Raw genomic sequence first — 26,846 nt, 5'->3', positions numbered from 1 at the left:
GGGCAGCTCCCGGCGCACGGCCGGGTCGAGCGCGGCGATCGCCTCGGCCTGGCGGCGTACGTAGCCGAGGACGTGGTCGCCCGCGGTGCGCGGCTCCGCCGGTGCGGGCGTTCGGGGCGGGGTGCCGGCGGGCGCCGTCTCCCCCAGCGCGCGGGCGAGCTTGGAGGGGGCGGCGGAGGGCCGGATGCCGTGCTCCTCCAGCACGCGGCCGACGGTGTCGAGGAACGCGGGGTCGCCGTCGTCGGCCAGTTCGACCTCGATCTCGGTCCAGGCGGCGGTCCGGTCGCCGCCGTGCAGGCGCTCCGCGACGACCTCGTCCACGCTCAGCTCGGCCAGCGCGGTGCCGTCCGGGGCGGTGAGGACGTGCACGTCGCGGGCGGAGACCAGGCGGACCACGGGGACGACGGGGGCGTCCAGGGTGCGGGAGCGGATCAGGGCGGTGAGGTGGTCCGGCGGGGCGTCGGAGAGCGGGGCGCGGACCTCGTCGCGGACGTGCGCGGCGACGGGGAGTTTGAGGTGCCAGCCGGCGTCGGCCCCGCCGGTGCGGCGGCGCAGGGTGACCCCGGCGGCGGCCAGGCGCAGGTCCTCGGTGTCGTAGTAGACGGCGTCCAGCTCGGTGACGCCCTCGTGGGCGACGGACCCGACCCCGGCCACCCGGTCCAGGTCCGGGAGCCGGGTGGCGTCCGTGGCGTCGTACTTCCGCTCGATCTCGCGCTTGGAGTCGGCCATGTACCGAATCTAACGCGGGAGCGGGCGCCGGGGGTCAGGCCGTTATCGGCCGTTGCACCCGGATCGACTGGAGCAGGCCGATGGCCACCCAGACGGCGAACATCGAGGAGCCGCCGTAGGAGACGAACGGGAGCGGGAGTCCGGCGACCGGCATGATGCCGAGCGTCATGCCGATGTTCTCGAAGGACTGGAAGGCGAACCAGGCGATGATGCCGGCGGCGACGACCGTGCCGTACAGCTCGGTGGTCTCGCGGGCGATGCGGCAGGCGCGCCACAGGACGACGCCGAGCAGGACGAGGATGAGGCCGGCGCCGAGGAAGCCCAGTTCCTCGCCGGCGACCGTGAAGACGAAGTCGGTCTGCTGTTCGGGGACGAACTGCCCGGTGGTCTGGGTGCCCTGGAAGAGGCCGGTGCCGTACAGGCCGCCGGAGCCGATCGCGATGCGCGCCTGGTTGGTGTTGTAGCCGACGCCGACCGGGTCGAGCGCCGGGTTGGCGAAGGCGGCGAACCGGGCGATCTGGTAGTCGTCCAGGAGCCCGAGCTGCCAGACGGCGACCGCCCCGGCGACGCCCGCGCCCAGGAGCCCGAAGATCCAGCGGTTGGACGCGCCGGAGGCCAGGAGCACGCCGAGCACGATGACGACCATGACCATGACGGAGCCGAGGTCCGGCATCCCCATGACGATCGCCATCGGGAGCGCGGCGAGCCCGAGCGCCTTGGCCACGGTGCGGTGGTCGGGGTGGAGCTGGTCGCCCGCGTCCACCCGGGCGGCCAGGAGCATCGCCATGCCCAGGATGATGGTGATCTTGGTGAACTCGGAGGGCTGGAGGGAGAACCCGCCGGGCAGCAGGATCCAGGCGTGGGCGCCGTTGACCGTGGCGCCCAGCGGGGTGAGGACGACCAGCACCAGCACCACGGACAGGCCGTACAGGACCGGGACCGCGCCGCGCAGGGTGCGGTGGCCGAGCCAGATGGTGCCGATCATCAGCGCGATGCCGATGCCGGTGTTGAGGGCGTGCCGGAGCAGGAAGTAGTACGGGTCGCCGTGGGTCAGCGAGTCGCGTCCCCTGGTCGCCGACCAGACCAGCAGCGAGCCGATGAAGGAGAGCGCGACCGCGGAGCCGAGGAGCGGCCAGTCGAGCCGGCGCACCATGGAGTCCCGTGCCGTGAGCCTGCCCCACGCGGACTGCTCGGGGGCGTAGCGCTGGACGGAGAAGCCGGCCATCAGTCGCGCCTCCCCACGAGCGCGGCGAGCGTCTGCTCGGCGGCCGGCTTCTGGGACGCCGGGTTGTAGGGCCTGATGGTCGGGGACTCGATGGTGCCGTCCGTCCGGATGTCGGGCAGGCCCTTCTGGGGCGCGGGCAGGAGGGCCTTCTTGAGGTCCTGCTTGCCGGTGGCGTCGAGGCCGTACAGCGCGTTGTAGATGTTGCGGACGGCGGGCCCGGACGCGCCGGAACCCGTACCGCCCTGGGAGATCGTCATGACGATCGAGTAGTCCTTGGTGTACGTGGCGAACCAGGAGGTCGTCTGCTTGCCGTAGACCTCGGCGGTGCCCGTCTTGGCGTGCATCGGGATCTTGTCCTGCGGCCAGCCGCCGAATCGCCAGGCGGCCGAACCGCGGGTCGCGACTCCCGCGAGGGCTTCGTCTATCTGGTTGCGCGTCTTCTTGTCGAACGGCAGCTTGCCGTGCGACGTGGGCTCGATCATCCGCACGTCCTTGCCGTCGGGGCTGACGATCGCCTTGCCGACGGTGGGGTCGTACAGCGTGCCGCCGTTGGAGATGGCCGCGTAGATGGTCGCCATCTGGATCGGGGTGACGAGGGTGTCGCCCTGGCCGATCGAGTAGTTGACGGAGTCACCGGCGCGCATGCGGTCGCCTTCGAGGCAGTTCTCGTAGGCGATCTGCTCGACGTAGGTGCCGCCCTTCTTGCCCTGCTTGCACCAGGCGTCGTGGTTGGCCTTGGCGAAGTTCTTCTTCCACTCGCGGTCCGGGACGCGGCCGCTGACCTCGTTGGGGAGGTCGATGCCGGTCGTCTTGCCGAGGCCGAACTGGTGGGCGGTCTTGTAGAACCAGTCCTTGGGGTGCTTCTTGGGGTTGTTCCCGCCGTCCTTGAGCCACTCCTTGTGCGCGATGCCGTAGTACACGGTGTCGCAGGAGACCTCCAGGGCGCGGCCGATGGTGATGTCGCCGTAGCCCTGGGACTCGAAGTTGGTGAAGGTCTGCCCGCCGATGGAGTAGGAGCTGGGGCAGGGGTAGTGGCCGTCGAAGGGGTAGCCGGCGTTGACGGCCGCGGTCGACGAGATGACCTTGAAGATGGAGCCGGGCGCGGCCTGGCCCTGGATGGCCCGGTTCAGCAGCGGGAAGTTGGACTTCTTGCCGGTGAGCTTGGCGTAGTCCTTGGCGGAGATGCCGCCGACCCAGGCGTTGGGGTCGTAGTTGGGCAGGGACGCCATGGCAACGACCCGGCCCGTCTTGGCCTCCATGACGACGACCGCGCCGGAGTCCGCCTTGTAGTTCTCGCCGGTGTTGCGGTCGAACTCCAGGCGCGCCTTCTTCATCGCGTCGTTGAGTTCGTACTCGGCGACGGCCTGGACGCGGGCGTCGATGGAGGTGACGACGCTGGAGCCGGCCTCCGCCTCGTCGTTCTTGGCCTGGCCGATGACCCGGCCCAGGTTGTCGACCTCGTAGCGGGTGACGCCGGCCTTGCCGCGCAGCTCCTTGTCGTACGTGCGCTCCAGGCCGGAGCGGCCGACCATGTCGGAGCGCAGGTAGGGCGAGTCGCTGTCCTGGGCCTTGGTGATCTCCTCGTCGGTGACGGGCGAGAGGTAGCCGAGGACCTGGGCGGTGTTGGCCTTGCCGGGGGCCGGGTAGCGGCGGACGGCGGTGGGCTCGGCGGTGATGCCGGGGAAGTCCTCGGCGCGCTCGCGGATCGTCAGGGCCTGCTGGGTGGTGGCCTCGTCGGTGACCGGGATCGGCTGGTAGGGGGAACCGTTCCAGCAGGGCTGCGGGGTCTTGGCGTCGCAGAGCCGGACCTTGTCGAAGACGTCCTTCGGCTTCATGTCGAGCACGTCGGCGAGCCGGGTCAGCACGGCCTTGCCGTCGTCGTCCATCTTCATCAGCTCGGTGCGGCTGGCGGAGACCACGAGCCGGGTCTCGTTGTCGGCGAGGGGCACGCCGCGCGCGTCGAGGATGGAGCCGCGGGCGGCGGGCTGGACGACCTGCTGGACGTGGTTGTTCTTCGCCTCGTCGGAGTACTCCTGGCCGTTGCGGATCTGGAGGTACCAGAGGCGCCCGCCCAGGGTGAGGAGCAGCGAGAAGACGAGGACCTGGATGACGACGAGCCGGATGCGGACGCGCTGGGTCCGGCCGGTCTCGGGGATGTTGCTCACGGGGCACCCCCGGTGGTGGTGCGGGGCGCGGGCGCGTGCGGCCCGGAGTGTCGCAGCCTCACAGTCGCTTGACTCCCTTGATCCGTCCGGCGCGGGCCGCCCGGTTGCGGGCCGCCTTCACGCGCAGTCCGCCGCGCTGGCTGCCGATCCGCAGCCCGGTGCCCGAGGCCAGCCAGCCGGCCGCCACGTCGCCGTGGCCGGCCGAGGACTCGGCGACGGGGTCGTTCACCGTACGTCTGGCGAGCGCCATGATCAGCGGCACGGTGAACGGCGCGAGCAGCAGGTCGTACACGGCGGCCGTGAACAGCAGGCTGCCCAGGCCGACGTGGCGGGCCGCCGTGTCGCCGACGAGCGCACCGACGCCCGCGTACAGCAGGGTGGTGCCGATCGCCGCCGCGACGACCACCGCCATCGGCAGGAACGCGGACTTGAGCTGCCCGTTCTCCGGCCGGGCCAGGCCCGCGAGGTAGCCGATGACGCACAGCACCAGGGCGTAGCGGCCGGCGGCGTGGTCGGCCGGGGGCGCCAGGTCGGCGAGCAGTCCGGCGCCGAAGCCGATGAGGGCGCCGGCGACGTGTCCGTACACGAAGGCCAGGCCGAGGACGACCATGAGCAGCAGGTCGGGCACGGCGCCGGGGAGCTGGAGCCGGGCCAGCACGGACACCTGGACGACCAGGGCGAAGACGACCAGAACGAGGGAGAGCAGGGTCCGGTTGAGGTGCATGGGAATCAGCTCTACCTCTGTTCGTTGGCCGCGTCGCCGGCGTCCGGGGTGGCGTTGCCGCTGGGGTCGGGGCTCTCGTGGACGTTGCCGACCACGTTGCCCTCGGTGTCCACGATGTCGCCGTTGGGCGAGATGGTGACGGTGACGGTCGGGGTGGGCTTCGGCTTGGCGGGCGCCTTCGGCTTCTTCGGCAGGACCATGTCGCGGGGGTCCGCGCGCGGGGCCTGGACGACGATGCCGACGATGTCGAGCTTGGTGAAGGAGACGTAGGGGCGGACGTAGACGGTGCGGGTGAGGTCGCCGCCGGAGGGGTCCACCCGGACGACCTCGCCGACCGGGACGCCGGGCACGAACGGCTTGTCCTTGCTGGAGCCGAAGGTGACGAGCCGGTCGCCCTTCTTGACCCGGGCCTTGCCGTTCAGGAACTGCACCGCCAGCGGGCGGGTGCCCTGTCCGGTCGCGAAGCCGAGTTCGTCGGTCGCCTCCATCCGGGTGCCCACGGTGAAGTCGGGGTCGTTGGCGAGGAGCACCGTGGCGGTGTCCGGGCCGACCGTGGTGACGCGGCCGACGAGCCCGTCCCCGTTGAGGACGGTCATGTCGCGCTTGACGCCGTCCTTGGAGCCGGCGTCGATGGTGACCGTCCAGGAGAAGCCCTGGGCCGCTCCTATGGCGATGACCTCGGCCGCCTTGATGCCGTACTGGCCGGTGGCCGACTTCTTGAGCATCGCGTCGAGCTGGCGGACCCGGCTGCGGTTGCGGTCGTCGCTGCCGAGACTGGCCTTCAGCTCGGCGTTCTCCTTCTCCAGGGCGGCGATCTTGTCGTGCCGGGAGCCGGAGGCGCGGACCGCCCCTATGGCGTTGCCCACCGGGTCGACCGCCGACGCCACGCCGTTCTCCACGGGTCCGAACACCGTGGCGGCGGCCTGCCGGGCGCCGTCCACCGGTGAGCCCTCACCGCCCCGGATGTCCACCGTGATCAGTGCGAACGCGATGACGATCAGCAGCACCAGGAGCAGCCGGCTCTCTCGTGTGTCCCTCACGTGCGGCGGCCGTGCCTTCCTCGTAGGAATGTTCGTGCCTGTATATCAACGTTCCTCCGCGCGGGGCGGCAGCGTCCGCGCGGAGGGCCGTGGGCTTACTACCGTCGGGGCTGGGCGTCCAGCACCTGCTGGAGCGCCTCGAACTCCTCGACGCACTTGCCGGAGCCGAGCGCCACCGAGTCCAGCGGGTCCTCGGCGATGTGGATCGGCATGCCGGTCTCGTTGCGCAGCCGCTCGTCGAGTCCGCGCAGCAGCGCGCCGCCGCCGGTGAGGACGATGCCGCGGTCCATGACGTCGCCGGACAGCTCCGGCGGGCACTTGTCGAGCGTCGTCTTGACCGCGTCCACGATCGCGTTGACCGGTTCCTCGATGGCCTTGCGGACCTCGGCGGCCGAGATGACGACGGTCTTGGGCAGGCCCGAGACGAGGTCGCGGCCGCGGATCTCGGTGTGCTCGTCCTTCTCCAGGTCGTAGGCCGAGCCGATGGTGATCTTGATCTGTTCGGCGCTGCGCTCGCCCAGGAGGAGCGAGTACTCCTTCTTGATGTGCTGGATGATCGCGTTGTCCAGCTCGTCGCCGGCCACCCGGATCGACTGCGCGGTGACGATTCCGCCCAGCGAGATGACGGCGACCTCGGTGGTGCCGCCGCCGATGTCCACGACCATGTTGCCGGTGGCCTCGTGGACCGGCAGTCCGGACCCGATGGCCGCCGCCATGGGCTCCTCGATGATGTGCACCTGGCGGGCGCCGGCCTGCGTGGACGCCTCGATCACGGCGCGGCGCTCGACCCCGGTGATGCCGGAGGGCACACACACCACGACCCGCGGGCGGGCCAGGTAGCGGCGCTTGTGGATCTTCAGGATGAAGTAGCGGAGCATCCGCTCGGTGATCTCGAAGTCGGCGATCACACCGTCCTTGAGCGGCCGTACGGCGACGATGTTGCCGGGAGTACGGCCGATCATCTTCTTTGCCTCGGCACCGACCGCCAGAATTCCGCCGGTGTTGGTGTTGATGGCCACGACGGACGGCTCGTTCAGGACGATGCCGCGCCCCCTGACGTACACCAGCGTGTTGGCAGTCCCGAGGTCGATAGCCATGTCACGGCCGATGAACGACATTGAGTTCCCCTTGTTCCCCATGAGGATGCGTCGGGCCTTCCCGAGGGAAAGCTCGGGTGGCTTGTTTTCGGTGGGCGGGATGGGCGCTGCGGGCGTGGAAGGTTCCATCGTAGTGCCGGTTGCAGCGCCACGGCGCGAGGGTACGCCGCCCTGCTGGGCAGAACGGGTGGCCGTTCCACTCATGGTGACGTTACGTCGGGGGGATGCGTTCCCGCGATCGGACACCCTATGCCGAAGGGCGACCGAATTAATTCGGTCGCCCCAGGTCATGAGCGCTGTTCGGCTGACTGCGATTCAGGAAAGACCCGGAAAGAACAGCTTCATTTCCCGCTCCGCGGACTCCTCGGAGTCCGATGCGTGGATGAGGTTCTCCCGGGTGATCGTGCCGAAGTCGCCGCGGATGGAGCCCGGTGCGGCGGCGATCGGGTCGGTGGGGCCGGCCAGGGCGCGGACGCCCTCGATGACCCGCTCGCCCTCGACCACCAGCGCGACGGCCGGGCCGGACTGCATGAACTCCATGAGGGGCTCGTAGAACGGGCGGCCCACATGCTCCGCGTAGTGCTGCTCCAGCGTGGCGCGGTCCAGGGTACGCAGCTCCAGCGCCGTGATCTTCCAGCCGGCCTTGCGCTCGATGCGGCCGACGATCTCGCCGACCAGACCGCGACGGACGGCGTCGGGCTTGAGAAGAACGAGGGTGCGCTGGGTCATCTGCGGCTCCTTGGAGGCATCGGGGTGCGGTGAGGCGACCCTACAGGGGCCGGGCGGCGGCGCCGCGGCCGGGTTTGCCGTGGTGGGGGGCGGGATTCAGCCGCCGGCGGACGTCCCCGCCTCGGCCTGGGCCGCCGCCCACCGGGCCTTCACCTCGTCGATCCGGCGGCCGTAGTGCACCGAGGCCCACCACAGCGCCCCGAAGGCGAGGCCCAGGATGTACATCGTCGGGATCACCAGGCCGCTCGCGAGCAGCGCGACCTGGAGCACCCAGCCGAGCTGCACCCCGCCAGGACGGGTGATCATGCCGCAGAGCAGCACGGAGAACAGCATCCCGATGCCGCACACCGTCCAGACCGTGGCGCTCGTCAGGTCGTCCGACTTCATCGCGACGAGACCGGCGAACCCGATCACGAAGAACTCGCCGATCAGCGTGGAAGCACAGAGCGTGCGCATGGGTCAGCGCCTTCCCAGGAGCAGCCGGGCCTCGCCGGCCGTGATCACCGAGCCGGTCACCAGGACTCCGGCGCCCGCGTACTCGTCCTCTTCCTCGGCCAGGGTGATCGCCGCCTCCAGGGCGTCGTCGAGCCGGGGTTCGACCTGCACGCGGTCGTGGCCGAAGACCTCGACGGCGAGGGCGGCGAGGGCGTCGGCGTCCATGGCGCGCTCGGTGGAGTTCTGGGTGACGACGATCTCGGCGAAGATCGGCTCGAACGCCTCCAGCAGGCCCCGCACGTCCTTGTCGCCGCTGACGCCGACGACGCCGATCAGCCGGGAGAAGCCGAACGCCTCGGAGATCCCCTCGGCGGTGGCGCGGGCGCCGGCCGGGTTGTGCGCGGCGTCCAGGACGACGGTCGGGCTGGAGCGCACGACCTCCAGCCGGCCGGGCGAGCGCACCGTGGCGAACGCCGCGCGCACGATGTCCGGGTCGAGCGAGCCGGCCTGCTCGGCGCCGACGCCGAAGAACGCCTCGACGGCGCAGAGCGCGACCACCGCGTTGTGCGCCTGGTGGGCGCCGTACAGCGGGAGGAAGACGTCGGTGTACTCGCCGCCGAGGCCGCGCAGCGTCAGCAGCTGGCCGCCGACCGCGATCTCGCGGGAGACCACGCCGAACTCCATGCCCTCGCGGGCCACGGTGGCGTCCACCTCGACGGCCTTCTTGAGCATGACCTGGGCGGCGTCCACCGGCTGCTGGGCGAGGATGACCGTGGCGCCCTGCTTGATGATCCCGGACTTCTCCGTCGCGATCTCGCCCGGCGTGGAGCCCAGGCGGTCGGTGTGGTCGAGCGAGATCGGGGTGACGACGGCGACCTGGGCGTCGATGACGTTGGTCGCGTCCCAGGTGCCGCCCATGCCGACCTCGACGACGGCGACGTCGACCGGCGCGTCGGCGAAGGCCGCGTACGCCATGCCCGTCAGCACCTCGAAGAAGGACAGCCGGTAGGGCTGCTGGGCGTCCACCATCTCGACGTACGGCTTGACGTCCTCGTACGTGGAGACGAACCGCTCGGCGTCGATGGGGGCGCCGTCCAGGCTGATCCGCTCGGTGATCGACTGGACGTGCGGCGAGGTGTAGCGGCCGGTGCGCAGGTCGAAGGCGCCGAGCAGGGCCTCGACCATGCGGGCGGTGCTCGTCTTGCCGTTGGTGCCGGTGATGTGGATCGAGGGGTACGCGCGCTGCGGGTCGCCCAGGACGTCCATCAGGGCGGCGATGCGGGTGACGGAGGGCTCCAGCTTGGTCTCGCCCCAGCGCCCGGCCAGCTCCTGCTCCACGCCGCGCAGCGCCTTGTCGACCTCCGGGTCGGCGGGGCGGGTGGGGACCTCGTCACCGGGCGGCGGCCCCGAGGCGGCACGCAGCGTACGGCTGCCGGCCTCGATCACCGCCAGGTCGGGGTCGCGCTGGGTCGCTTCGTCGACGATCTCCGCGAAGGTGTCGTCGGAGTCGGACGCGTCGGGCCGGTCGGGGCGGGGCTCACTCACGGGCCCCAGTCTACGGATGGCCCCGGACATCGCACGCAGCCGCCCGCGGCCAGTGGCCGGGAGGCCCCCGAACCGACTGGTTCGGGGGCCTCCCGGCGTGCTGGTACGAGGTCAGGCCTGCGGCAGGCCCGCCAGCTGGCCGGTGATCCGCTCGACGTCGGCCTCGGCCTTGGCGAGCCGGCCGCGGATCTTGTCGACCACGTTGTCCGGGGCCTTGGCCAGGAACGCCTGGTTGCCGAGCTTGGCCGTCGCCTGGGCGACCTCCTTCTCGGCGGCGGCCAGGTCCTTCGTCAGCCGCTTGCGCTCGGCGGCCACGTCGATCGTGCCCGACAGGTCGAGCGCGACGGTGGCCCCGGCGACGGGCAGCGACGCGGTGGCCTGGAAGCCGTCCCCGGCGGGCTGGAGCCGGAGCAGCTGCCGCATGGCCGTCTCGTGCGGGGCGAGCGGGGTACCGGTCAGGGTCAGCTCGGCCGGAACCTTCTGGCCGGGCTGGAGCCCCTGGTCGGAGCGGAAGCGGCGGACCTCGGTGACGACCTGCTGGACGAGCTCGATCTCCTGCTCGGCGGCGTCGTCGCGGAAGCCCGAGTCCTGCGGCCAGTCGGCGATGACGAGGGACTCGCCGCCGGTGAGCGCGGTCCAGAGGGTCTCGGTGACGAAGGGGACGACGGGGTGCAGCAGGCGCAGCAGCTTGTCGAGGACCTCGCCGAGCACGCGCGCCGAGACCCTGGCCGCGTCGCCGCCCGCGAAGAACGTGGTCTTCGAGAGCTCGACGTACCAGTCGAAGACCTCGTCCCACGCGAAGTGGTAGAGGACATCGGCCAGCTTGGCGAACTGGAAGTCGTCGTAGTACGCGTCGGCCTGGGCGACGACCTTGTTGAGGCGCGAGAGAATCCACCGGTCGGCCGCCGACATCTCCTCGGCGGACGGCAGGGCGCCCTCAACGGTGGCACCGTTCATCAGCGCGAAGCGGGTCGCGTTCCAGATCTTGTTCGCGAAGTTGCGGGACGCCTTGACCCAGTCCTCGCCGATCGGCACGTCCGCGCCCGGATTGGCGCCGTTGGCCAGGGTGAATCGGACGGCGTCGGAACCGTACGCGTCCATCCAGTCGATCGGGTCCACGGCGTTGGGGTTGGACTTCGACATCTTCTTGCCGAACTCGTCACGCACGAGACCGGTCAGCGCGACCGTCTTGAACGGGACCTCCCCGTCCATCGCGTACAAACCGAACATCATCATCCGGACGACCCAGAAGAAGATGATGTCGTGGCCGGTGAGCAGGACGTCGGTCGGGTAGAACTTCGCCAGGTCCGGCGTCTTCTCGGGCCAGCCCAGGGTGGAGAAGGGCCACAGGCCGGAGGAGAACCAGGTGTCGAGGACGTCCTCGTCCTGGATCCAGCCCTCGCCGCTCGGGGGCTGCTCGCCGGGTCCGACGCAGACGACCTCGCCCTCGGGGCCGTACCAGACCGGAATGCGGTGGCCCCACCACAGCTGACGCGAGATGCACCAGTCGTTGAGGTTGTCCACCCAATCGAAGTACCGCTTCTCCATCTCCTTGGGATGGAGGGCGACCCGGCCGTCGCGGACCGCGTCTCCGGCGGCCGCGGCAAGGGTTTCGACCTTGACCCACCACTGGAGGGACAGTCGCGGCTCCACGGTCGTCTTGCAGCGGGAGCAGTGTCCGACGGCATGGGTGTACGGGCGCTTCTCGGCGACCACACGGCCCTGGTCGCGCATGGCCTCGACGATGGCGGAACGGGCCTCGAAACGGTCGAGCCCCTCGAACGGGCCAGGGACCGTGATGATGGCCCGCTCGTCCATGATGGTCAGCATCTCGAGCCCGTGCCGCTGCCCGATGGCGAAGTCGTTCGGGTCGTGGGCCGGAGTCACCTTGACGGCGCCGGTCCCGAACTCGGGGTCGACGTGGGTGTCGGCGACGACCGGGATGGTGCGGTCGGTCAGCGGCAGCTTGATGCGCTTGCCGATGAGATGTGCGTACCGTTCGTCGTCGGGGTGGACCGCGACGGCGGTGTCACCCAGCATCGTCTCGACACGGGTGGTCGCGACGACGACGGTCTCGTCACCCTCGCCGTACTTCAGCGAGACCAGCTCACCGTCGTCGTCCTGGTAGTCGACCTCGATGTCGGAGATCGCGGTCAGACAGCGCGGACACCAGTTGATGATGCGCTCGGCGCGGTAGATCAGTCCGTCGTCGTACAGGTTCTTGAAGATCGTCTGGACGGCCTCGGAGAGACCCTCGTCCATGGTGAACCGCTCACGCGACCAGTCCAGGCCGGCTCCGAGACGGCGCAGCTGGCCGAGAATACGGCCGCCGTACTCTTCCTTCCACTGCCAGGTCTTGGCGACGAAGGCCTCACGGCCGATGTCGTGCCGGGACTTGCCTTCCTCGGCGAGTTGTTGTTCGACCTTGTTCTGCGTGGCGATGCCCGCGTGGTCCATGCCCGGCAGCCACAGCGTCTCGTAGCCCTGCATGCGCTTGCGGCGCGTGAGGGCGTCCATGAGCGTCACCTGGAAAGCGTGCCCCAGGTGCAGCGCCCCGGTGACGTTGGGCGGCGGGATCACGATGGTGAACGGCGGCTTCTCACTCTTCGCGTCCGCTTGGAAGTAACCGCGCTCTACCCAGCGCTCGTACAGCTTCCCCTCTACCTCGGCCGGCGTGTACTGGGTCGGCAGTTCGGGGTTGCTGGCTGGCTGCTGCGTTGGATTCTCGGTCACGCGGACAGTTTAGAGCCGTCACAGGAGTGCCCCGAAACCGGTTTGTTCCGTAACGGTGTGCCTCCCGGTGGTCCGCGCGCGCGGAGCTTGGGCCAGGATGTTCGCAACGCGTAAGTTTCACGAACAGGGGACACCGCAGATGAGCAACAACCAGCCGGGCCCGTACGGCGGCCAGCCGCCGCAGGGTCAGCCCGGACCGTACGGCCAGCAGCCGGGCCCGTACGGCGGCCAGCCGCCGCAGGGCCAGCCCGGCTACGGCTACCCGCAGCAGGCCCCCCAGGGCGTCCCGCCCCAGCAGCCGCCCCAGCCCGGTTACGGCTACCCGCCGGCCCAGCAGCCCGGACCGTACGGCCAGCAGCCGCCCACGCCGCCGCCGTACGGCCAGCAGCCCTACGGCCAGCAGCCGGGCTTCCCGCCGCCGGCCCCGAAGAAGAAGACGGGCCTGATCGTGGGGGCGGCGGTCGTGGCGCTGGCGGTCGTCGCGGGCGGGGTGTACTACTTCACCGCGGGCGGCGGCAGCAGCGACGTCGCGGACTCCACCAAGGGGTACAAGCTGACGCTGCCGGAGTCGGTGGGCGACTACAAGCAGGACAAGTCCGACTCCGACAACAAGACGGGGCCGCTGACCGGCAAGGACAAGACCGAGGCCGAGGACATGGGCATCAAGTCGCCCGTGGAGGCCAGCGGTGCCTACGCCAGCGGGGACATGGAGAAGAACCCGCTCACCACGAAGATGCTGATGCTCAAGGGTCTGTGGGGCAAGGTCGACGACCCCGAGAAGACCCTGGACGCGGCCTTCGCCGGGGCGAAGGAGGAGATGGCGAAGGACGAGGGCGACGACGACAGCGAGGTCTCGCTCGTCGGCTCCCCCAAGAGCTACACGCCCGAGGGCTTCGACGGCGCCCTGATGAAGTGCCAGTCGATCAAGACGGTCAACAAGGACGCCGACGGATCGATGCAGAAGGGCCCCAAGGAGCTCAACACGCCCGTCTGCATCTGGACCGACTACAGCACCGTCGGCATCGTCTTCGCCGTCGACATCGGCGCGGCCATGACCACCGGCAAGAGCATGCCGACCGAGGACGTCGCCGACCTCGCCGCCAAGCTCTACAACAGCTCCCGCACCAAGATCTGACCCGCGGCGGCATGCAGGGGCGCCCGGCCGGAAGAACCGGCCGGGCGCCCCTTCGCACGTGTCGCCCCGGCGCTACGCGGACTTCTCGTGGCGGCCGTCGTCGCCCTTGCCGATCGTGCGCGGCTCGCGCGGGACCAGGGTGGGGTTGACGTTGTTGCGGACCACGTCGGCGGTGATGACCACGCGGGCGACGTCCTTGCGGGACGGGACCTCGTACATCACCGACTGGAGGACCTCCTCCATGATCGCGCGCAGGCCGCGCGCGCCGGTCTGGCGCAGGATGGCCTGGTCGGCGATGGCCTCCAGCGCGCCGCGCTCGAAGTCCAGCTCCACGCCGTCGAGTTCGAACAGCCGCTGGTACTGCTTGACCAGGGCGTTGCGCGGCTCGATGAGGATCTGGAGCAGCGCCTCGCGGTCCAGGTTGTGGACCGAGGTCAGGACGGGGAGCCGGCCGATGAACTCCGGGATCATCCCGAACTTCACCAGGTCCTCCGGCATGACCTCCTGGAACTGGTCGCTCGCCTGGATCTCCCGCTTGGAGCGGATCGTGGCGCCGAAGCCGATGCCCTTGGCGCCGGCCCGCGACTCGATGATCTTCTCCAGGCCGGAGAAGGCGCCGCCCACGATGAACAGGACGTTCGTCGTGTCGATCTGGATGAACTCCTGGTGGGGGTGCTTGCGGCCGCCCTGGGGCGGCACGGAGGCGGTGGTGCCCTCCAGGATCTTGAGCAGGGCCTGCTGGACACCCTCGCCGGAGACGTCGCGCGTGATCGACGGGTTCTCGCTCTTGCGGGCGACCTTGTCGATCTCGTCGATGTAGATGATCCCGGTCTCGGCCTTCTTGACGTCGTAGTCGGCGGCCTGGATCAGCTTCAGCAGGATGTTCTCGACGTCCTCGCCGACATAGCCGGCCTCCGTCAGCGCGGTCGCGTCCGCGATGGCGAACGGGACGTTGAGCATGCGGGCCAGCGTCTGCGCGAGGAGCGTCTTGCCGGAGCCGGTGGGGCCCAGCAGCAGAATGTTGGACTTGGCCAGCTCGATCGCGTCCTCGCGGTTGTTCCCGCCGCCGTTCTCGCCGGCCTGGACCCGCTTGTAGTGGTTGTACACAGCGACCGAGAGGGCCTTCTTCGCGGGCTCCTGCCCGACGACGTACCCCTCGAGGAACTCGTAGATCTCGCGCGGTTTGGGAAGCTCTTCCCAGCGGACCTCGCTCGTCTCGGCGAGCTCCTCCTCGATGATCTCGTTGCAGAGATCGATGCACTCGTCGCAGATGTACACACCGGGACCCGCGATGAGCTTCTTCACCTGCTTCTGGCTCTTTCCGCAGAACGAGCACTTGAGCAGGTCGCCGCCATCACCGATGCGTGCCACGAGGTGCTTCCCCTTCGCCTGGGAGACGCCTGGTTCAGCGGCTCCTGTGCCTCTATCCGACGGTACCTTGCCCGGCCCCCCATGCGGGCCCCCCTTGGCACGGTTCACACGGCCGGAGCCGGGTGCCGCCGCCGTGCCAAGGGGTCGGGGCGTGATGCGCAGCGCGCCCCGGGGCGCAGGTCAGGCGAGCGCTCCGGACGCGCTCTTGCGGGTCGACACGATCTGGTCGACGAGACCGTAGGCGAGGGCGTCCTCGGCGGTCAGGATCTTGTCGCGCTCGATGTCGTCGCGGATCTTCTCGAGCGGCGTGGTGGAGTGCTTGGCGAGCAGCTCCTCCAGCTGGGTCCGCATGCGCAGGATCTCGTTGGCGGCGATCTCCAGGTCGGAGAGCTGCTCGCGGCCGGTCTGCGAGGACGGCTGGTGGATCAGGACGCGGGCGTTCGGCAGCGCCATGCGCTTGCCGGGCGTGCCCGCGGCGAGCAGCACGGCGGCGGCGGAGGCGGCCTGGCCCATGCAGACCGTCTGGATGTCCGGCTTCACGAACTGCATCGTGTCGTAGATCGCGGTGAGCGCCGTGAACGAGCCGCCGGGGCTGTTGATGTAGATGGAGATGTCCCGGTCCGGGTCCATCGACTCCAGGCACAGCAGCTGCGCCATGACGTCGTTGGCGGAGGCGTCGTCGATCTGCACGCCGAGGAAGATCACGCGCTCCTCGAAGAGCTTCGCGTACGGGTCGTACTCGCGCACGCCCTGCGAGGTGCGCTCCACGAAGCGCGGCACGATGTAGCGGTTGTCCACCTGCGGGCCCGTGTAGAGGCCGCTCGCGGAGGCGCCGGGGAAGTTGTTCATGTGGGTGTTCACCATCCTGGTGGCGTTCTGTGGCTGGGTGTCTCGGCGTACGAGAGATGCGCGGTGCGGTGCGGCGCCGTCCGGGAGGCCCGGATCAGGCGCCGGTGCCGCCGCCGCCCGGAACGCCCGATGCGATCGAGATGATCTCGTCGATGAGGCCGTACTCCTTGGCCTCCTCCGCGGTGTACCAGCGGTCGCGGTCGCCGTCGCGGATGATCGTCTCCACGGTCTGGCCGGAGTGGCGGGCGGTGATCTCCGCCATGCGCTGCTTGGTGCGCAGCAGGTACTGGGCCTGGATCTTGATGTCCGAGGCCGTACCGCCGATGCCGGCCGAGCCCTGGTGCATGAGGATGTCGGTGTTCGGGAGCGCGAAGCGCTTGCCGGCGGTGCCGCCGGTGAGCAGGAACTGGCCCATCGAGGCCGCCATGCCCATGCCGATGGTGACCACGTCGTTCGGGATGTACTGCATGGTGTCGTAGACCGCCATGCCGGCCGTCACCGAGCCGCCGGGGCTGTTGATGTAGAGGTAGATGTCCTTCTCGGGCTCGGCCGCGAGGAGGAGCAGCTGCGCGGTGATCTTGTTGGCGATCTCATCGTCCACCTGCTGGCCGAGGAAGATGATGCGTTCGCCGAGCAGCCGGCTGTAGACCTGGTCGCCGAGGCCACCACCGAGGGACGGCTCTCCGGCGGCGTAGGGCATCAGATTCGTCACGTATCCACCTGCTCGTCTCTGACGGCTCCGGCCGTCTCAGCGTCTTCGTACCGGGTGGGCCGGGACTACCCGACCCTTCCTCTTCATGGACCCTAACGCGCAGGTGGAACAACGCCATCCCGCTTCCGCGACTGTTCGCTGGGAGCGCAAGGTCCGCAGCCGGTACGCGGGTTGTGGCGAAACGTCCGCCGGTACGACGACGGGCTCCGGACGCGGAGGCGTCCGGAGCCCGTCGTACGGGGTCAGCGCGAGGCTCAGGCCTCGGTCTTCTCCTCGGCGGCGGCCTCGGTGGCGCCCTCGGCGGCCTCGACCGTCTCGGTGGCCTCCTCCGCCGCGTCCTCGTCGTCCTCCAGCTCGACGACCTCACCGTTGGTGTCGACGACCTTCGCGGCCTCGACCACGACGGCGAGCGCCTTGCCGCGGGCGACCTCGCCGACGAGCATCGGCACCTGGCCGCCCTCGACGACGGCCTGCGCGAACTGGTCGGGGCTCATGCCGGAGGAGGCCGCACGCCGCATGAGGTGCTCGGTGAGCTCCTCCTGGTTGACGTTCAGCTTCTCCTTGTTGACGAGCTCGTCCAGGATGAACTGGGTCTTGATGCCCTTGACGGCCTGCTCGGACGTCTCGGCCTCGAACTCCTCGAGGGTCTTGCCCTGGATCTCCAGGTACTTCTCGAGGGTGAGCCCCATCTGACCGAGCTGGTGGTGCTCCAGGTTGTGCTTGCGGGTCTGGATCTCGTCCGCGAGCAGCTTCTCCGGGATCGGGACCTCGGCGAGCTTGAGCAGCTCCTCCAGGACGCGCTCCTGGGCCTGGGTGGCCTGGTCGTACTGCTTGGTGTTCTCCAGGCGGCTGCGGCTGTCGGCCTTCAGCTCCTCCAGCGTGTCGAACTCGCTGGCCATCTGGGCGAAGTCGTCGTCCAGCTCGGGGAGCTCGCGGGCGGCGACGGCGGTGACCTTGACGGTGACCTCGGCGTCCTTGCCCTCGGCGGAGCCGCCCTTGAGCTGCGAGGTGAAGGTGGCCTCGCCACCGGCCTCCAGACCGGTCACGGCCTCGTCGATGCCCTCCAGGAGCTCACCGGAACCGATGGTGTACGAGACACCCTCGGCCACGCCGTCCTCCAGGACCTCGCCGTCCACCTTGGCCTGCAGGTCGATCGTGACGACGTCTCCCTCGGCGGCGGCGCGCTCGACCGGGTTGGTGGAGGCGAAGCGGTTGCGCAGCTGCTCGACGGCCTTGTCGACGTCCTCGTCGGTGACCTCGATGGCGTCGACGGTGACCTCGATGCCGGAGTAGTCCGGGATCTCGATCTCGGGGCGCACGTCCACCTCGGCGGTGAAGGCCAGCAGCTCGCCGTCCTTCAGCTCGGTGATGTCCACCTCGGGCTGGCCGAGGACGTTCAGCTCACCCTCGTTGACGGCCTCGGTGTAGAACTTCGGGAGCGCGTCGTTGACGGCCTCCTCCAGCACGGCACCGCGGCCGAACCGCTGGTCGATGACCCGGCTGGGGATCTTGCCCTTGCGGAACCCCTTCACCGTGACCTGCTGGTTGATCTTCTTGTACGCCGCGTCGAGGCTGTCCTTGAGCTCCTCGAAGGGCACCTCGATGCTGAGCCGAACCCGGGTCGGGTTCAGGGTCTCCACGGCGCTCTTCACGGTTCGGTCTCCTTGGTGGCTGACTTCTTGGGGTTCTGCTCCGCCGCACGGGGGGCGGCTTCGCGGACCGAGCCCGGTACATCAGACACACGGGCACGCATTTTGCATAGTAACGGCAAGGGGGAGAACTCCCGCAACGCGATCTTGCCGGTGGTCGGGGTGGCCGGATTCGAACCGACGACCTTCCGCTCCCAAAGCGGACGCGCTACCAAGCTGCGCCACACCCCGTCGGTGCGACACGTAGGGTACATGGAGCGGAGCACCGGGCCGGCCGCTTTCCACGGGCCCGCCGGGGCGCGGCTCGCGCCGGGCTTCCCCGGGAGGGGCCGGGCGGTCGCGCACGGGGTGTGCGGGCAACGCCCGTGACCCGCTACGATGCTTCTCGTGCCGCGGTCGCCATGGCGTGCGGTGCGTGCAGTGCGGGCGTAGCTCAATGGTAGAGCCCTAGTCTTCCAAACTAGCTACGCGGGTTCGATTCCCGTCGCCCGCTCCACCGCGAAGGGCCCGGTCCTCTGGACCGGGCCCTTCCGCGTGCTCACCGGGACTTTCCGCGGGATCGCGGCGGCCGGTGCCGGCGCGGGCTCAGAAGTTGATCTGGCCGATGGACTCGATGATCGAGTTGGCGAAGCGGTTGATCGACGGGCCCATGCCCGTCGGCGCCAGGAAGAAGCCGAAGAGCGCCGCGACCACCGCGGGGCCCGGCTTGATGGACCCGCTGCGGATCATGACCACGAGGATGACCCCCAACAGAAGCACCACTGACAGCGAAATGGCCACGTCTGCTCACACCCTCGGTCGGTCCGCCCTTGCCGGCCCGGAGATGTGCGGCCGTGCACCCTCCGTCGCATCCATCGTGCCACCAACTCCCCCCGCCTTGCTGCCGGGTGACGTATCGACCTGTCGATATCGCGCCATTCTGCGCCCCCTTGCGCCCCCCCGTGCCCCCACCCGGCCCGGAAGGGTCTCGTCCGGTCGCGCGGCCCGGTCGGGCGGCCGGCCGCCGCCCCGGCCCGGAGCCGCCCCGACCGGCGGAACCGCACTTCGGAAGGGTTGGCGACGATGATCGTTTCTATATCCACACAGTTTATTCACAGGGGAATTCGCCGCCGAAAGCGAGGTAATTCACTTCCATCAACTGGCGGACGATTCACCCCTTTTGAGCTGTTCAAAACGTGTCAAACCGGTCAGCAGCCGTGCGTTTAGCATTTGATACGCAGGGAAGACGCGCTATTCGACCGCGGTTTTACGGATGGCAATCGAGACGTCTAGGGTGCCTGAGATGTTCCACGCTCCGAACGCATTGCAGAGGGCCGTACTCCCCCCGGTGACCGAGGGAGCGGAGGTCAGACCCCCTGCGCGGGAGGGTGCGGGCAGAAGGCGCGACGCCCACTTCGACAACGCCAAGTACCTCGCCATCGTGCTCGTCGCGGTGGCGCATTCATGGGTGCCCGTCATGGACGGGAGCCGGACCGCCCGGGCGCTGTACATGGTCGTGTACACGTTCCACATGCCCGCCTTCATCCTCATCTCGGGCTATTTCTCCCGGTCGTTCGACCTGAGCCCCGCCAAGGTGAAGCGGCTGGTCACCGGGGTCGCGGTGCCCTATGTGGTGTTCGAGACGGCCTACTCGCTCTTCCGCCGGTACGCCAACGACGCGCCGGACACCCCGATCAGCCTGCTGGACCCCTGGTACCTGACCTGGTTCCTGGCCGCCCTGTTCATCTGGCGGCTCACCACCCCGGTGTGGCGCAACCTCCGTCATCCGCTGGCCGTTTCGCTCGTGATCGCCGTGCTCGCCTCGGTCTCCCCCAGCATCGGCAGCGACCTCGACCTGCCGCGCGTCCTGCAGTTCCTGCCGTTCTTCGTGCTGGGGCTCCAGCTGAAGCCGGAGCACTTCGCGCTGGTGCGCCGCCGCGAGGCCCGGCTGCTGGCCCTCCCCCTGTTCGCCTGCGCCCTGCTGTTCGCGTACTGGGCGGCGCCCCGGATGCAGCTCGGCTGGTTCCTGCGCGACTCCAGCGCCCAGGAGCTGGGGGCGCCGTGGTGGTCGGGCGCGGTGATGACGCTCGCGATGTTCTGCTGCGCGACGCTGCTGACGGCCGGGTTCCTGGCCCTGGTGCCGCGCCGCCACATGTGGTTCACGGTGCTCGGCGCGGGCACGATCTGCGGCTACCTGCTGCACGGCTTCCTGGTGAAGGGCACCGACTACGCCGGCGTCTTCGACGACCACGCGTGGCTGGTCTCGCCGGTCGGCCTGGTCGTGGTGACCGCGGTCGCGGCGGCGGCCGTCACCCTGATGTGCACCCCGCCGGTGCGGCGGGCCCTGCGCTGCGTCACCGAACCCGACATGGACTGGGCGTTCCGCCGGGACGCCGCCCGGATCTGAGCCCTCCGTACGCGTAGCGCGAAGCCCGGCCCCCGCGCGGGGGCCGGGCTTCGTCGTGCGGTCCCGGTGTTGGCTCAATCCCGTCGTTCGCGGGGCCCCTCCGGTACGGGGAGCCCCAACAGCCCCCTCATCCGCGCGTACTTCGCGGTCAGCCGGGAACGCACGGCCGGCTCCAGCACCGCGAGGCGGGCCGGGTCGGCGTTGTGGGCGAGATCCGCCTCCTTGACGAGCAGGGCGCCCGGGGTCGCGAGGACGCGCCGGGCGTACGCCTCCGGCTCCTCCCCCGCCCGCTTGGTGACCGCGAGGACCATGTCCTTGACCTCCTGCGGCAGGGCGGCCCCGGCCAGCCAGCCGGCGGACAGCGCGTCGTCCTCCACGGCGTCGTGCAGCCAGGCCGCGGCGATCTGCGCCTCGCTGCCGCCCCTGGCCCGGACGCCCTCCGCGACGGCCGCGAGGTGCTCGGCGTAGGGGCGGCCGGCCTTGTCCCGCTGGTCGGCGTGGGCCGCGCGGGCCAGGGCCTCGATCTCGGCGAGGGTCAGCTGGGGTGGCGTCATGGCGAGGACTCTAGGCCCTCGAACGGGCCGGGATCAGGCCCGTATGCCCGGGCGAACAGTTGCAACGTCAATTGTTCGGTAAACTAATCGATGACTCTTCCTTGACCTTTTCTTGACCTCATGAAAGGCCAGGCCCATCGGACACGCAGACACGCTCATCGCCATGGGCGGCGCCTTCCTCGCCGCCGCCGTCCTCGCCCGACTCGGCCGCCGGATAGGGCTGCCGACGATCCCCCTGTTCATCCTGGCCGGGATACTCCTCGGCCCGCACACCCCCGGCATCGTCCTCGTCGCCGATCCGCACGAGCTGGAGATGCTCTCCGCGCTCGGCCTGGTGCTGCTCCTCTTCTACCTGGGCCTCGAGTTCCATCTGGACGACCTCAAGACCGGCGGCCGCAAGATGGTAGTCGCCGGGACCGTCTATCTCCTCCTGAACGTCGGCGCCGGGCTCGGCTTCGGCTTCGCGGTGGGCTGGGGCACGTCCGAGGCGCTGGTGCTGGCCGGCGTGATCGGCATCTCCTCGTCGGCCATCGTCACCAAGGTGCTGGTCGACCTGGGCCGGCTCGGCGATCCCGAGACCCGGCCGATCCTCGGCATCATCGTGGTCGACGACATCTTCCTCGCCCTGTACCTGGCCGCCCTCCAGCCCGTCCTGTCCGGCGCGGACAGCCTGGGCGACGCGGTGACCGACGGGAGCAAGGCGTTCGGCTTCCTGCTCCTGCTCGCCCTGGCCGCGCGGTACGGCACCCGGCTGATCGGCAAGCTGATCAACACCCGGGACGACGAACTCCTGGTCATCTCGTTCCTGGGGGCCGCCGTCCTGGTGGCCGGCGTCTCGGACTGGTTCGGCGTCGCGGACGCGATCGGTGCCTTCATGGTGGGGCTGATGCTCGGCAACACGTCGTCGGGCGACCGCATCCGCACGCTGGTGCACCCCCTGCGGGACGCGTTCGGCGCGATCTTCTTCTTCGCCTTCGGCCTCTCCATCGACCCCGGCGACCTGCCGAGCGTGGTGTGGCCGGTGCTGGCCGCGGCCGCGATCACCCTCGCGATGAACATCCTGTCCGGCATCGCCACGGCCCGGGTCTACGCGTTCGGCCCGCAGGCCGCCGCGAAGATCGCCACCACCCTGGTGGCGCGCGGCGAGTTCGCGCTGATCCTCGCCACGATGGCGGCCGGGGCCGGGCTCGACGAGCGGCTCTCGCCGTTCATCGCGGGCTACGTCCTGGTCCTCGCGGTCCTGTCCCCGCTGGCGGCCGGGCGCTCGCACTGGCTGGCCCGCTTCCTGCCGGGCCGGCGCGAACCGGCGACCCCCGAGCCCGAGCCCGTCCGGGCGGGTTCAGGACTTGCGTGACAGGAGGAGCAGCGCCCGGTCGTCGTTGACGTCCTTGGCGCAGGCTTCGATGAGGTGCCAGGCGGCGCCCTCGAAGCCGGTGCTCACATAGCGGTCGGCCTCGCCGGTCAGCCGGTCGATGCCCTCCGCGATGTCCCGGTCGGCGGCCTCCACCAGCCCGTCGGTGAACAGCATCAGCACGTCGCCGGGGGCGAGATGGCCCTTGACCGCGTCGAACTCGGCGCCGTCGTACACCCCGAGCAGCGGGCCCTCCGCCGCCTTCTCCTCCCACTGGCCGCTGCCGGCGTGGAGCTGGAGGGCCGGCGGGTGGCCCGCCGAGAGGAGTTCGTAGTCGCCGGTCTCCAGGTCCAGGACCAGGTGGATGGAGGTGGCGAAGCCCTCGTCCCAGTCCTGGCGGAGCAGGTAGCCGTTGGCGGCGGGCAGGAAGCCGTGCGGCGGCAGCGAGCCGAGGAGCCCGCCGAAGGCGCCGGACAGCAGCAGCGCGCGGGAGCCCGCGTCCATGCCCTTGCCGGAGACGTCGGTCAGGACGGCTTCCAGGGTGCGGCCGCCGTGGGTGCGGGCCGCGACGACGAAGTCACCGGAGAAGGACTGCCCGCCGGCCGGGCGCAGCGCCATCTCGCGGTGCCAGCCGTGCGGGAGGCGGGGCAGCGAACTCTGGACCCGGATGCGTTCGCGCAGGTCGAAGAGCATGGTGCCGCCGCGCCGCCAGGGCACGCCGACGCGGGCGCGGAACTGCGCGAGGATCAGCCCGAAGAACCCGCAGGCGGCCACGGTGAGCACGGTGCCGGGGGTGACGCCGGCCGGGCCGTCCTCGTAGGGGCCGAGCCGGACGGACTCGACGATGAGGGCGGCGGCGGACGCCGCGTAGAGGCCGAGGAGGCTGGCGGGGCGCAGCAGCAGGCCGCCCGCGACGATCGGCAGGACGAGCATGGTGGGCGCGCACCAGACCGGGTCGAGCAGGGTGCAGGCGGTGATGACCGGGATGACGAGCATCAGGCCGGCCAGGGCGACCCAGTCGGAGCCGTCGCCGCGGAAGTAGTCGACCCCGGACCGGCGCAGCGTGGCGTAGACCCGGCGCGCCGATTTCCGCAATCGGGCCGGGTACGAGTCTGCTCCTGCGCGTCGGGCCATTGCGGGGACCTTATCCACCCGGCGGCCTTTGGTGCAGGGGGACCCCGTGACCATGTGTGCGAAAACGGCCCGCCGGATGTCGTAGCGGCGGGTGGACCGGGTGCGTCATGCGCTCTGGCAGCCGGGGCACCAGAAGAGGTTGCGGGCGGCGAGGTCGGCGGTGCGGATCTCGCTGCCGCAGATGTGGCAGCCCTGGCGGGCGCGCCGGTAGACGTACACCTCGCCGCCGTGGTCGTCGACGCGCGGCGGGCGGCCCATGGCCTCGGGGAGGTGCTCGGGGCGGACGGTGTCGATGCGGTTGTGGCGTACGCCCTCGCGCATCAGTGCGCACAGGTCCGCCCAGACGGCGTCCCACTCGCGGCGGGTGAGGTCGCGGCCCGCCCGGTACGGGTCGATGCCGTGCCGGAACAGCACCTCGGCGCGGTAGACGTTGCCGACGCCCGCGATGACCTTCTGGTCCATCAGCAGGGCGGCGACGGTGATCCGGCTGCGGGAGATCCGCTGCCAGGCCCGTTCGCCGTCCTCGCCGTCGCGCAGCGGGTCGGGGCCGAGCCGGTCGTGTATCGCGGCCTTCTCGGCGTCGGTGATCAGGGCGCAGGTGGTGGGGCCGCGCAGGTCCGCGTGGTGGGCGTCGTTGAGCAGGCGCAGCCGGACGGTGTCGGTGGGCGGCGGGGCCGGCACCGTACCGAAGCCCAGCTTGCCGAACAGGCCGAGGTGGATGTGGACCCAGCCGGTGTCCCCGAAGCCGAGGAAGAGGTGTTTGCCGTGGGCGTCGGCCGTGTCGAGGACCTGTCCGTCGATCAGGGCGGCGCTGTCGGTGAACTTGCCCTGCGGGCTGCTCGCCCGTACCGGCCGGCCGGCGAAGCGTTCGCGGTGGTCCGCGGCGAGGCGGTGGATCGTGTGTCCCTCGGGCACGGTGGCGGGGTCTCCTGGCTGGTGCGGGGTCCGGACATGGCTGTGCCGCCGGGGGGTCCGGCGGCACAGGGGGTCGGTCAGCCCTGCTGCGGGTGGTGGGCGGGGATCGGGGGCAGCTCGCCGGTGTTCTCGTAGGCGGTGAGCATGTCGATGCGGCGGGTGTGCCGCTCCTCGCCGGAGTACGGGGTGGCGAGGAAGATCTCCACGAACTTGGTGGACTCCTCGACGGTGTGCATCCGGCCGCCGATGGAGAGGACGTTGGCGTCGTTGTGCTCGCGGCCGAGCGCGGCGGTCTGCTCGCTCCAGGCGAGCGCGGCGCGGACGCCCTTGACCTTGTTGGCCGCGATCTGCTCGCCGTTGCCGGAGCCGCCGATCACGATGCCGAGGCTGTCCGGGTCGGCGGCCGTCTTCTCGGCGGCCCGGAGGCAGAACGGCGGGTAGTCGTCCTGGGCGTCGTAGACGTGGGGGCCGCAGTCGACGGCTTCGTGGCCCTGAGCCGTGAGCCACTCGACGAGGTGGTTCTTGAGTTCGTAACCGGCATGGTCCGATCCGAGGTACACGCGCATGGGAGGAGTGTGGCACGTGGGGCGCCGGGCCGACGACGACGGGGGGCGGTGTGCCCGGAGCCGGGCAGGGCTCCGGTGGGACGCGAAGAGGCCCGCCGGGGGTCCGGCGGGCCTCTTCGGAAGTGTGTGCGGGTCGTCCCGGCAGGGCGTACGGGTCAGCCCCGGCGGCCCAGGAGCTTCCAGGCGGCCGGCAGCGCGCCCATCGCGAGGGCGGCCTTCAGCGCGTCGCCGAGCAGGAACGGCGTGAGGCCCGCGGCGATCGCCGCGCTCGCCGACATGCCGGTGGACAGGGCGAGGTAGGGCACGCCGACCGCGTAGATGAGCGCGGAGCCGAGGACCATCGTGCCGGCGGTGCGCAGGACCGAGCGGTCGCCGCCGCGCCGGGCGAGGCCGCCGACGACGGTGGCGGCGAGCAGCATGCCGAGGACGTAGCCGAAGGAGGCGCCGCCGGCGCCGGAGCTGCCGGCCGAGAACCACGGCATGCCCGCCATGCCGACGAGCGTGTACACGGCGAGGGAGAGGAAGCCCCGGCGGGCGCCGAGCGCGGTGCCGACGAGGAGGGCCGCGAAGGTCTGGCCGGTGACGGGGACCGGGGAGCCGGGGACGGGCACGGCGATCTGGGCGGCTATGCCGGTGAGCGCGGCGCCGCCGAGCACCAGCGCGGTGTCCACGGCGTAGCGGTGCCGGGCGGCGGGGAGCAGGTCGGCGAGGACCGCTCCGGTGCGGGCGGGGGCGGCAGCAGTGCTCATCGGGGACTCCGCGGGGTGAGGGTGGGGCAGATGGGGACGGACTGATCGTGACGTTAGCCGACTGAGCCGTGCTCGATCACCATCAGCGGCCCACAAAGCGGCGGTTGGGGCGTTGGTGGGTTTCATACAAGAAGACCGGCGCAATCATCCCGGGGGGTGATGCTGGTCACGGAGGTGGGCGTGGATTCCACCCGCCCGGCCCGGGCATCGGCGCGGGGCCATGACTGTGCACTCCCTCCAAAAGCGCGACACGCCGGGTCCGAGGCCCTAAGTCCAAGGAACGAGGCGGGGTTCACCGTTGCTGCTGTTAGCCTGCTCCTGCATAGAGGTTGCAATAACAACTTGTCAGCAGTTGGAGGGTTCGAAACCAATGGCCACGTACACGCTCCCGGAACTCCCGTACGACTACGCCGCGCTCGAACCGGTCATCAATCCGCAGATCATCGAGCTGCACCACGACAAGCACCACGCCGCCTATGTGAAGGGCGCCAACGACACCCTGGAGCAGCTCGAGGAGGCGCGCGACAAGGGGGCGTGGGGAGCCGTCAACGGCCTCCAGAAGAACCTCGCCTTCCACCTGTCCGGCCACATCCTGCACTCCATCTACTGGCACAACATGACCGGCGACGGCGGCGGTGAGCCGCTCGCGGCGGACGGCGTCGGCGACCTCGCGGACGCGATCGCCGAGTCCTTCGGCTCCTTCGCCGGCTTCAAGTCCCAGCTGACGAAGGCGGCGGCCACCACGCAGGGCTCCGGCTGGGGCGTCCTCGCGTACGAGCCGCTCAGCGGCAGGCTGATCGTCGAGCAGGTCTACGACCACCAGGGCAACGTCGGCCAGGGCTCCACCCCGATCCTGGTCTTCGACGCCTGGGAGCACGCCTTCTACCTCCAGTACAAGAACCAGAAGGTCGACTTCATCGACGCGATGTGGGCCGTCGTCAACTGGCAGGACGTGGCCAGGCGTTACGCCGCCGCCAAGGAGCGCGCGGACGTCCTGCTGCTCGCCCCCTGAGCGGGCACCCCGAACGTCCTGCCTCGTGATCGTCTTCTCAC

Annotated in this window: 24 protein-coding genes and 2 tRNA genes; 5 read left to right on the top strand and 21 right to left on the bottom strand. The window is 70.3% G+C overall.

Annotated features, from left to right (window positions below; all coding sequences use genetic code 11):
- The 10 genes from MHW47_RS05810 to MHW47_RS05765 all read right to left on the bottom strand — a co-directional run.
- Positions 1-729, bottom strand: a 729-nt coding sequence (locus tag MHW47_RS05810) for a CYTH domain-containing protein (RefSeq protein WP_239221537.1), incomplete at its 3' end; no start/stop codon positions are given.
- Positions 730-763: 34 nt separating this feature from the next.
- Positions 764-1,954 carry a rod shape-determining protein RodA gene (gene rodA / locus MHW47_RS05805; RefSeq protein WP_239221536.1) on the bottom strand — a complete coding sequence of 397 codons (1,191 nt, stop codon included), beginning with the start codon at positions 1,952-1,954 and terminating at the stop codon, positions 764-766.
- Positions 1,954-4,119, bottom strand: a complete 2,166-nt coding sequence (mrdA, locus tag MHW47_RS05800; protein WP_239221535.1) for a penicillin-binding protein 2 — start codon at positions 4,117-4,119, stop codon at positions 1,954-1,956. The genes rodA and mrdA overlap by 1 nt, the downstream gene beginning before the upstream one ends.
- A 58-nt stretch (positions 4,120-4,177) precedes the next feature.
- A complete protein-coding gene (mreD, locus tag MHW47_RS05795) occupies positions 4,178-4,843 on the bottom strand; it encodes a rod shape-determining protein MreD (protein WP_239221534.1) in 666 nt (221 codons plus the stop codon).
- An 11-nt stretch (positions 4,844-4,854) separates the two neighbouring features.
- Positions 4,855-5,883, bottom strand: a complete 1,029-nt coding sequence (gene mreC / locus MHW47_RS05790) for a rod shape-determining protein MreC (protein WP_239221533.1) — start codon at positions 5,881-5,883, stop codon at positions 4,855-4,857.
- Between the two features lie 98 nt (positions 5,884-5,981).
- Positions 5,982-7,001 carry a rod shape-determining protein gene (locus MHW47_RS05785; RefSeq protein WP_239221532.1) on the bottom strand — a complete coding sequence of 340 codons (1,020 nt, stop codon included), beginning with the start codon at positions 6,999-7,001 and terminating at the stop codon, positions 5,982-5,984.
- 294 nt (positions 7,002-7,295) lie between these two features.
- Positions 7,296-7,709 carry a nucleoside-diphosphate kinase gene (gene ndk, locus MHW47_RS05780; RefSeq protein WP_239221531.1) on the bottom strand — a complete coding sequence of 138 codons (414 nt, stop codon included), beginning with the start codon at positions 7,707-7,709 and terminating at the stop codon, positions 7,296-7,298.
- Positions 7,710-7,805: 96 nt separating this feature from the next.
- Positions 7,806-8,165, bottom strand: coding sequence for a DUF4233 domain-containing protein (locus tag MHW47_RS05775; RefSeq protein ID WP_239221530.1), 360 nt, complete (start codon positions 8,163-8,165; stop codon positions 7,806-7,808).
- A 3-nt stretch (positions 8,166-8,168) separates the two neighbouring features.
- Complete coding sequence (locus MHW47_RS05770; protein WP_239221529.1) at positions 8,169-9,689, bottom strand: folylpolyglutamate synthase/dihydrofolate synthase family protein; 1,521 nt, start codon at positions 9,687-9,689, stop codon at positions 8,169-8,171.
- Between the two features lie 111 nt (positions 9,690-9,800).
- Entirely contained in the window at positions 9,801-12,422 is a 2,622-nt protein-coding gene (locus MHW47_RS05765; RefSeq protein WP_239221528.1) for a valine--tRNA ligase, read from the bottom strand.
- Positions 12,423-12,561: 139 nt separating this feature from the next.
- On the opposite strand from MHW47_RS05765, the gene MHW47_RS05760 reads away from it, so the two are divergent.
- On the top strand, positions 12,562-13,557 hold the full coding sequence (locus MHW47_RS05760; RefSeq protein WP_239221527.1) for a hypothetical protein: 996 nt from the start codon (positions 12,562-12,564) through the stop codon (positions 13,555-13,557).
- A gap of 72 nt (positions 13,558-13,629) precedes the next feature.
- Here MHW47_RS05760 and clpX read toward each other — a convergent pair whose 3' ends face one another.
- From clpX to MHW47_RS05735, 5 genes are all read right to left on the bottom strand, one after another.
- A complete protein-coding gene (clpX, locus tag MHW47_RS05755; protein WP_239221526.1) occupies positions 13,630-14,928 on the bottom strand; it encodes an ATP-dependent Clp protease ATP-binding subunit ClpX in 1,299 nt (432 codons plus the stop codon).
- A gap of 180 nt (positions 14,929-15,108) precedes the next feature.
- Entirely contained in the window at positions 15,109-15,792 is a 684-nt protein-coding gene (locus MHW47_RS05750; protein ID WP_275448893.1) for an ATP-dependent Clp protease proteolytic subunit, read from the bottom strand.
- Positions 15,793-15,871: 79 nt separating this feature from the next.
- Positions 15,872-16,477: an ATP-dependent Clp protease proteolytic subunit gene (locus tag MHW47_RS05745; RefSeq protein WP_185993056.1), complete on the bottom strand. Its 606-nt coding sequence runs from the start codon at positions 16,475-16,477 to the stop codon at positions 15,872-15,874.
- Between the two features lie 266 nt (positions 16,478-16,743).
- Positions 16,744-18,141: a trigger factor gene (tig, locus tag MHW47_RS05740; protein WP_239221525.1), complete on the bottom strand. Its 1,398-nt coding sequence runs from the start codon at positions 18,139-18,141 to the stop codon at positions 16,744-16,746.
- Positions 18,142-18,292: 151 nt separating this feature from the next.
- Positions 18,293-18,369 (bottom strand) — tRNA-Pro (locus MHW47_RS05735).
- 191 nt (positions 18,370-18,560) lie between these two features.
- On the opposite strand from MHW47_RS05735, the gene MHW47_RS05730 reads away from it, so the two are divergent.
- Positions 18,561-18,634, top strand: a tRNA-Gly gene (locus MHW47_RS05730).
- Positions 18,635-18,723: 89 nt separating this feature from the next.
- On the opposite strand, the gene MHW47_RS05725 is transcribed toward MHW47_RS05730, so the two are convergent.
- A complete protein-coding gene (locus tag MHW47_RS05725; RefSeq protein WP_239221524.1) occupies positions 18,724-18,918 on the bottom strand; it encodes a hypothetical protein in 195 nt (64 codons plus the stop codon).
- A 502-nt stretch (positions 18,919-19,420) separates the two neighbouring features.
- Between MHW47_RS05725 and MHW47_RS05720 the strand changes: the two genes are divergently transcribed.
- Positions 19,421-20,524, top strand: coding sequence for an acyltransferase family protein (locus MHW47_RS05720; protein ID WP_239221523.1), 1,104 nt, complete (start codon positions 19,421-19,423; stop codon positions 20,522-20,524).
- A 74-nt stretch (positions 20,525-20,598) separates the two neighbouring features.
- Here MHW47_RS05720 and MHW47_RS05715 read toward each other — a convergent pair whose 3' ends face one another.
- A complete protein-coding gene (locus MHW47_RS05715) occupies positions 20,599-21,078 on the bottom strand; it encodes an HD domain-containing protein (protein ID WP_239221522.1) in 480 nt (159 codons plus the stop codon).
- A 163-nt stretch (positions 21,079-21,241) separates the two neighbouring features.
- Between MHW47_RS05715 and MHW47_RS05710 the strand changes: the two genes are divergently transcribed.
- Positions 21,242-22,432, top strand: coding sequence for a cation:proton antiporter (locus MHW47_RS05710; protein WP_239221521.1), 1,191 nt, complete (start codon positions 21,242-21,244; stop codon positions 22,430-22,432).
- Here MHW47_RS05710 and MHW47_RS05705 read toward each other — a convergent pair.
- The 4 genes from MHW47_RS05705 to MHW47_RS05690 all read right to left on the bottom strand — a co-directional run bounded on the left by MHW47_RS05705 (position 22,418) and on the right by MHW47_RS05690 (position 25,793).
- Positions 22,418-23,563, bottom strand: a complete 1,146-nt coding sequence (locus MHW47_RS05705) for a PP2C family protein-serine/threonine phosphatase (RefSeq protein ID WP_239221520.1) — start codon at positions 23,561-23,563, stop codon at positions 22,418-22,420. The genes MHW47_RS05710 and MHW47_RS05705 overlap by 15 nt on opposite strands.
- A gap of 105 nt (positions 23,564-23,668) precedes the next feature.
- Positions 23,669-24,478, bottom strand: coding sequence for an Fpg/Nei family DNA glycosylase (locus MHW47_RS05700; protein ID WP_239221519.1), 810 nt, complete (start codon positions 24,476-24,478; stop codon positions 23,669-23,671).
- 77 nt (positions 24,479-24,555) lie between these two features.
- A complete protein-coding gene (locus tag MHW47_RS05695) occupies positions 24,556-25,044 on the bottom strand; it encodes a ribose-5-phosphate isomerase (protein WP_239221518.1) in 489 nt (162 codons plus the stop codon).
- A 155-nt stretch (positions 25,045-25,199) separates the two neighbouring features.
- Positions 25,200-25,793: a biotin transporter BioY gene (locus MHW47_RS05690; protein ID WP_239221517.1), complete on the bottom strand. Its 594-nt coding sequence runs from the start codon at positions 25,791-25,793 to the stop codon at positions 25,200-25,202.
- Positions 25,794-26,163: 370 nt separating this feature from the next.
- Here MHW47_RS05690 and MHW47_RS05685 point away from each other — a divergent pair, with 370 nt between their 5' ends.
- Complete coding sequence (locus tag MHW47_RS05685; RefSeq protein WP_239221516.1) at positions 26,164-26,805, top strand: superoxide dismutase; 642 nt, start codon at positions 26,164-26,166, stop codon at positions 26,803-26,805.
- Positions 26,806-26,846: the final 41 nt, after the last annotated feature.

Origin of the sequence: Streptomyces sp. OfavH-34-F, from assembly GCF_022347745.1 — a bacterium.
Taxonomy (GTDB): domain Bacteria; phylum Actinomycetota; class Actinomycetes; order Streptomycetales; family Streptomycetaceae; genus Streptomyces.
Note: the sequence above shows the minus strand (reverse complement) of the source record. Positions and strands in the feature narration are given on the sequence as shown.